Source organism: Streptomyces sp. NPDC051172 (assembly GCF_040682555.1).
Lineage (GTDB): Bacteria > Actinomycetota > Actinomycetes > Streptomycetales > Streptomycetaceae > Streptomyces.
Genome location: NZ_JBFBBE010000228.1, coordinates 1 through 6,806, shown reverse-complemented (window position 1 = coordinate 6,806; position 6,806 = coordinate 1). Strand labels below are relative to the sequence as shown.

Sequence of the window (6,806 nt, the reverse complement as noted above, 5' to 3'; positions counted from 1 at the left end):
CGGCACATTGTCTTCGCTTAGTTTCCGTGTGGCGATTGGCTCCAACTGGGCCGGTGGTCTGGGCGTTTGGGCTTTGCGCTGAGCCGTGTGGTGTTTCTACTGTCAGCGCTCATGATCTTGAGTTTCTTCTCGTCCCGGGGCTGGGAGTCCTGGGATGTCGAGCATCGGCCGTTGATCCCCGAGGGGATGCCCGTGCTCGTCGACGACGACCTGTGCTTCGAGGACGGTCCGGCTGCGCTGCGTCCGGCGGCGGTGGTGAACCGGTGGTTGCGTGAGCTCCCGGTCAGCGGGGCGCCGGCGCCGAGCTCGTGGGAGAACTACGCGCGGGTGGCCAAGGAGTGGGTGGAGTTCCTGGCCGTGCACGGGGTGGGGCTGTTCGACTCGCGGGTACGGCTGAAGGCTGGGTTGAGCCGGTACGCGGAGCACCGGGCGGCGGGCCCGTTGAAGACCCGGTTCGCGGCGACGACGTGGGGCCAGCACATGAGCATCCTGTCGTTGTTCTACCGGTGGGCGATCAACGAGGGATATGCGACGGCGGAGCCGTTCACCTACCGCGCCGCGCGGGCCCTGTTCGCGGGCACCGGCCGGGAGGTGAAGGTGAACCTGGCGGTCCGCCGCACCCCGAAGCCGCACGTGACGATCAAGTACCTGGAGCCGGACTTCACCGAGCTGTTCCGCAAGGGCCTGCGCGGGCTGGCCCCGGACGGCTCGCAGGACACCGGCTTTCACGGCCGAGAGATGACCCGCAATGCGGCCGTCGGGGACCTCGCGCTGGCCACCGGGCTGCGGCTGCAGGAGTTCACCTACCTGCTGCCGTGGGAGATCCCTGCGCTGCCGCCCGAACCGACCGTGGTGCCGATCCCGTTCCCGGTGCCGGCCGGGATCACCAAGGGCAAGAAGTTCCGCACCACCTGGGTCTCCTACGAGGCCCTCGCCACGGTGCACGGCTACGTGGAGCTGGACCGGGCTGCCACCGCGGAGGGCACCTGGTGGCGGCCGCCGCCACGGTGGGGTGAGCCGTTGATGGTGACCGAGCCCGATGCGAGGGGCGGGCTGATCAACGGCATCCGGCGGCCCTGGGCATCGCTGACCCCGGCAGAACGCCGTCGGCTCGTCGCGCCGGAGGGCGGTTCGTGCCTGCTGGCGGTGAAGAACGGCGGCGGTCCGTTCACTGCGTGGGCGACGGTCTTCGAGCGGACCTCGGACCGGATCCGGGCCCGCTTCGAACCGCGGTTTCCGCACGTCTGGCCCCACCGATGCCGCCACACCTTCTCGATGAGGACCCTGGAATACCTGGTCACCGGGCACTACCGGCAGGCCGCCAAGCTGGTGCGGGACACCGATGCCGATGCCGCCCTGGTTTTCTACCTCAGCAAGGCCGACCCACTGCTGGTGCTCCGCGATTTGCTCGGCCATACCACTGTCCTCACCACGGAAAAGTATCTCCGGCGCCTGGACACCACTCGCATCTTCCGAGAGGCATACGAGGGGGCGGGCGCCGCGGCTGGACTGACCGACAACGCGGCCGCCGAACGGGAAGCCGCCGCCGAGTTCACCGTCGGCATCGAGGACGGGGCTTTCTGATGCCGACCATGCTGATCGACCAGCCCTTGGGAATCACCTGCGTGTTCAGCGACGGCAGCCGCGCGGCCTTCTCGCTGGACGGCTTGCCGAACCCGTTGCTGGCCCAGCAGCTGGCCACCGGCCTGGTGGACCTGATCCACCCGCACGGCACCGCGGATTCCGCCGGCACGGTCAACCATTACGCCCAGGCGATCCGGGGCATGGTGCGGACCCTGGCTGAGCAGGGCTTCACCGGTGGCCTTGACCAGCTCAGACGGGGCAGGCTGGCCGAGTATTTGATGGGATGCTCGGGCGGCCGGGAGGCGTGCACCCGCGCGATGGTAGAGGCGTTCGGCCAGGCCAACGGCTCGCTGGCGGACGGGGTGCTGGAACTCGCGGCCGGACGGAACTTCAACGTTCAGCCGAACCACCACGCCCTGCCTCCCTACTCGGAGACCGAGTGGCAGCGGCTGGGCGACCTCTGTCGACTGCTCGTCGAGGAGTCGTACGCGGCCCACCGGCAGGCCCTGACCGCTGTCGCTCACGGACAGCATCCCGCCGAGGGCGGATGGACTCCCCAGAACATTCGCTGGCTGCTGGCCACCGTCGGACCGGTGAGCATTTCCGAGTTCGGCCGCAACGTCGGCATCTCGGCCGCTTTGGTCCACCGCCGCGGCGGTTTCCACGACGCGACGCAGGCCCTGTTCCCGCACCTGGAAGTACTCATCGCCTACCGGCTGTTGTTCGGCATCTACTCCGGCATCGTGCCGGACGGCATCGAGGACCTGGTCACGCAGGACGTCGACTGGGCCGGGGACTCCACGATCCTGCTCTCCTACGTCAAGGGCCGCACCGCGGCCGAGAGCCTGAATCTGCCGCGCAGGGCCGTGCGCTTGCTGGAGCAGTGGCTGGCCCACTCCACGCTGTTGCGGAGCTTCGTTCCGCCGGACGAGGGCCGCAAACTGTGGTTGGGACTGAGCCGGGCCGGCGGTGACCGCCGGGTGAGGCAGTTCGACCGCGTCGCCATCCAGCGGTGGGTGAAGCGGCACCAGCTGGTCGGGGACGACGGGCAGCCCCTGAAGATCCACCGGTCCCGGATCCGCACCACGCACGAGGCGATGCGGGACAAGAGCACGTGGACCGGCAGCGGCCGGGCCACCATCGACCCGAACCACACCCCCGCCGTCGAAGGCGACCACTACCTGACGGCCACGACCCCCGCCCAGCACCGCGCGGTCGAGGCCGTGATCGAAGACGCCCAGCATGACCTGCTGCGCAGGTCTCATCCGCCGACGGTGATTACCGAAGAAGAGGCCGCCGCCCTGGCCGAGGGCTACCCGCAGCTGGTGGCGGACCTTGCACTGGACGACGACGTGATCGCCGAACTCGTCGGCGGGCAACGGGATGTGTTCACTGCTGCCTGCGGCGATCAGCTGTCCGGACTGCACGGCCCGAAGGGCAAGCCCTGTCCGGCTCGCCCCTGGGTCTGCCTGTTGTGTCCCCTGGCGGTGTTCGCACCACGGCATGCGGTCAGCCTGCTGCGGCTGAAGGCGTTCTTCAGCCGGCAGTGGCAGCAGATGCCCGCTGCCCACTTCATGGCGGTCTTCGGCCCCTACGCCACCCGCATCCAGCAGGTCCTGGACCGCTTCGATCCGGCCGTGGTCACTGCGGCCGCCGCCCACGTCACTGACCGGGACGACGAACTTCCCCTGCGGCCCGAGGAGATGACGGCATGAGCACCGCACTCGCTCCCGCATTCGACGGACGCTCGGCCGTCTTTGCGGGCGCCGATATCTGCGCCGAAGCGGGTCTGACGCTACCCGGCGATGCCGCTCGCCCCGCGTTCGAGGACGACATCTGGGACTTCACCCACGTCATCGGACTGCCGACCCAGCTGAGCCCCTCGCTGCGGCGCTTCGACTTCACCCTGATCGCGGACTCGCGTTGGCGACTGGTGGCCAAGGAACTGGTCCTGGCGATGCTCGCACCACGCCACCAGACGGTCGCCCCATTGCCCCGCGCCTTCCGCAACCCGCTCCATGTCACCAGTTGTCGCGGTCGTCTCGACGAACTCGTCCGCTTCTTCAGCTGGCTGAGCGACCGGGCGACCAGCAGCCTGCAGCAGATCACCACTCGGGACTGCGAGGCATACCTGGCTCACCGCCGCTACGTGCTCGACGAGGACGGAGCCGTGATCGGCGAGAACAGCCATGCGACCAGGAGATCGGCCGCTCAGGTCGTCGTCGACCTGGTGAACTACCGCGACCTGTTCACCGCCGACCGCGTTTCCGCCGAGCTGCGGCCCTGGGGCGGTGCCACCGCCTCCGCCGTCGCGGAGATGCCCAGCGGCCGAGAGGAGAACAAGACCCAACCCGTCGCGGACGAGATCATGCAGCCGATGCTCGCGGCCGCCCTCTACCTGGTGTCCACGCTGGGCCCGCACTCCGTCGATCTGGCACACAAGATCCGCGACTCCGACGTTCACTCGGTACGGCGAGCCCAAGGACTCCGCCGCGTCGGCCCCAAGAACCGTGTCCCGGTCCGGGAACTCAGCGAAATCCTCGCCGAGTACACGCGAACGTGCACAGCCCTGCCCATGCTGGAGGATCATTACATCTCGAAACGCCTCGAACAGGGCTGGGCCGAGGACGATCCCCTTCTCCCGGTGGCCATGGGCACCCTCGCCCGCCGGGCCGGGCTGAGCCAGTTCTGCCATCCATGGCTGCCCACCATGCGGCCGATACTGGAAGACGCCCTGGCCCAGGTCGGCGTCGAGAGACCGTTCGGCCGCGAAGCCGACCTGGTCCCCACGGCCGACGGAACAGCGTCACTGCCCTGGACTCTGCCGCTGTCCCGGCTCCAGGCCGTCGCCCTGGTCGGCATCGTCCGCACCGCCGCGATCATCACCGCTGCCGCCATCTCAGGCATGCGCGCGAGTGAGCTGATGGAATTGCGCATCGGCTGCCGGCGCCCGCCCGAAGAGTCCGTCCCGGGCCTGACCCGCTACCGGATCGCAAGCAAGATCGTCAAAGGGCAGCCGCTGGGCGGCACCCACGATGAGTGGGTCGTCATCGAGCCGGTCTATCGAGCGATCGAGCTCCTTGAGCAACTGCACGATGTCTCGGCAGAAGGCGCCTTGCTGATCGGCCGGTTCTCCTTCAACGTCCGCTTCAAGTGGTTCAAGAACTGGGTCAACTCCGAGATCGGGAAGCGACTTGGCCTGGCGTCGATCCCGGCGGGACCAGTCAACCTGCGGATGCTGCGGCGGACCTTGTCTCTGGAGATGGCCTACCGGCCCGGCGGCGTCCTGGCCACCAAGATCCACATGAAACATATCGCCGTGGCCACAACGGAGGGCTATGCCTCGCGTCCTGGCGGGGCTCAGGCCGAACTTCTGGCCGAGGTCAACAAGCACGAGAGCGAACGCAACCTCCAACTGGTTCTGGAGGAGTTCCGAAATTACCAGCAGGGTGTCCTGCCCGCCGGTCCTGGCGCCCGCAGCCTCACGGAGTTCTTCGCCAGCATCGACGCCCGGGTCGATACGTCCTCGCCCGCAGCACCGAAAGTCCAGCGCAACGACCGTGACATCCTCAACCTGCTGACCAAGCGAGCCAAGACTCTGCACCTCGGACCGGCGAACTACTGCTGGTTCACCGACCCCTCCCGGGCGCTCTGCCTCAAACTCGCGGGCACCCCCACCGCGGACCGGCCGCTGATCGGAATGTGTGACTCGGCCCGCTGCCCGCAGGCCACCCACCACCCCTGCCACCGCCCCGTCTGGACCGAGCACGCCGAACGCACCGAGACGTTCATCGGCCAGCTCGGCGCGACGCGCAAGACCGAACGCACCCGGCTCCAAGCCGACCACGACCGGGCCCTCCGCGTCGTCGCCGAAATCGACGCCGCCAGCACGATGAACGAGGCATCCGCATGAGAATCTCCGCAGCCCAGCGGACCGAGAACGAGAACCGCATCCGAGCCGCCATGGACCGACTCCTCCGCGGAGAGATCCCGCCCGGCGGAAAATGCGACATCAAGACCCTCGCCCGCGAAGCGGGCGTCGACCGCACCGCGTTCTACGGCACCCGTCCCTACGCCTACCTCCGCACCGAGTTCGAGCGACGCCTCCAAGCCCTGCAGCAGGCCGGCGATATCCCCGACCCTCGTGAGGCCCAGATCACCCGTCTCAAGGCGGAGAACGCCAAGCTCAGGGAACGGCTGACCCAATCGGAGCAGACGATCACCGAGCTCACGGACTTCCGCACCCAGACCCTGGCCCGGCTCGCCGCACAGCACGAGGAGATCGTCCGGCTCCGCGAGGCAGCCGCCGGAACAAGCCGCGTCAGCCGCCTCCCAGCACCACGAACCACGGTGATCGGGACCTGCAGTTGAGGGGGGCGCGGGCAGTGGTCCCGTCAGCCGCTGTTGCGAAAGACGAGCAGATAGCGCCAGAAGAGGAGCCTGCGGATGCTGCATCCAGGCAGCAGGACCGCGGCCTCCCGACGGATCTGAGGCAGGGGAACGGTCGGCTGTCTCACCGGTGCTTTCACCTGTTCTCGACCGGTCGCAGCGGCGGCAGGGCGAAGCCTGTCCTTCATGGCGGCGGTCAGCCTGGCGACAGCGTTGACGGGCACGGCCGCCAGGCTCCAGGCCCAGTCGAGCCGGGTTTTCTCCGGATAGCAGCCCAAGATCACGAGGACGCCGCCGGGCGCGAGTGCGTCCCGCAGTGCGGCGACGGTGTCGAACGGCATGTGATGGATGCTGGCGAGGCACGAGATGAAGTCGTAGTGAGCCTTGGGCAGTTCGACTTCGGTGACGTTCGCGTGCTGGAAGCGGGGGCCCGGGTCACCGGCTATCCGCTCCGACAGCGCGCGGGCCTCCGAGATGGCCTCCTCCGACGGGTCGATCGCATCGACCTCTATGCCCAGGTGAGCGAGCCGACGAGCGAACCGGCCGGTCCCACAGCCGACGTCCAGGGCCGCACCGCAATTCGGCGGCACCTGGCGCAACAGCAGACGGTGATAGTGGTCGTTGTGATCAAAGGGCATGGTCCGACCCTGCCACAGCGGACGCGCATGGCCCGGCAGTTCCACCACCAAGATCCAGGCAGTGAACTGCATCACACCGGCGGAGCCGGAATACAACACGCGCCGCTGTCACCGTCGCGAACGCGGTTCCGACAGCGGACCTGCTCAATGACCACACGAAGTCATCCGCACACGGCCTCTGCGGACACAAGGCAC

General features: G+C 68.3%; 5 protein-coding genes. 4 read left to right on the top strand and 1 reads right to left on the bottom strand.

Annotated features, from left to right (window positions below; translation table 11 throughout):
- Positions 1-111: 111 nt before the first annotated feature.
- From AB0N07_RS49220 to AB0N07_RS49205, 4 genes are read left to right on the top strand one after another with little or no spacing between them, the layout of a single operon-like run.
- A complete protein-coding gene (locus AB0N07_RS49220; protein WP_365847275.1) occupies positions 112-1,584 on the top strand; it encodes a site-specific integrase in 1,473 nt (490 codons plus the stop codon).
- Positions 1,584-3,299, top strand: coding sequence for a hypothetical protein (locus tag AB0N07_RS49215; RefSeq protein ID WP_365847273.1), 1,716 nt, complete (start codon positions 1,584-1,586; stop codon positions 3,297-3,299). Before AB0N07_RS49220 ends, AB0N07_RS49215 begins: the two co-directional genes overlap by 1 nt.
- Positions 3,296-5,497, top strand: a complete 2,202-nt coding sequence (locus AB0N07_RS49210) for a site-specific integrase (protein WP_365847271.1) — start codon at positions 3,296-3,298, stop codon at positions 5,495-5,497. Before AB0N07_RS49215 ends, AB0N07_RS49210 begins: the two co-directional genes overlap by 4 nt.
- Complete coding sequence (locus AB0N07_RS49205) at positions 5,494-5,955, top strand: hypothetical protein (protein WP_365847269.1); 462 nt, start codon at positions 5,494-5,496, stop codon at positions 5,953-5,955. Before AB0N07_RS49210 ends, AB0N07_RS49205 begins: the two co-directional genes overlap by 4 nt.
- 23 nt (positions 5,956-5,978) lie before the next feature.
- Here AB0N07_RS49205 and AB0N07_RS49200 read toward each other — a convergent pair whose 3' ends face one another.
- Complete coding sequence (locus AB0N07_RS49200; RefSeq protein WP_365847277.1) at positions 5,979-6,611, bottom strand: class I SAM-dependent methyltransferase; 633 nt, start codon at positions 6,609-6,611, stop codon at positions 5,979-5,981.
- Between the last annotated feature and the right edge of the window lie 195 nt (positions 6,612-6,806).

Excerpts from the sequence above, each read along its gene's own strand:
- AB0N07_RS49220 (WP_365847275.1), top strand. The coding sequence starts at position 112 with ATGATCTTGAGTTTCTTCTCGTCCCGGGGCTGGGAGTCCTGGGATGTC.
- AB0N07_RS49215 (WP_365847273.1), top strand. The coding sequence starts at position 1,584 with ATGCCGACCATGCTGATCGACCAGCCCTTGGGAATCACCTGCGTGTTC.
- AB0N07_RS49210 (WP_365847271.1), top strand. The coding sequence starts at position 3,296 with ATGAGCACCGCACTCGCTCCCGCATTCGACGGACGCTCGGCCGTCTTT.
- AB0N07_RS49205 (WP_365847269.1), top strand. The coding sequence starts at position 5,494 with ATGAGAATCTCCGCAGCCCAGCGGACCGAGAACGAGAACCGCATCCGA.
- AB0N07_RS49200 (WP_365847277.1), bottom strand. The coding sequence starts at position 6,611 with ATGCCCTTTGATCACAACGACCACTATCACCGTCTGCTGTTGCGCCAG.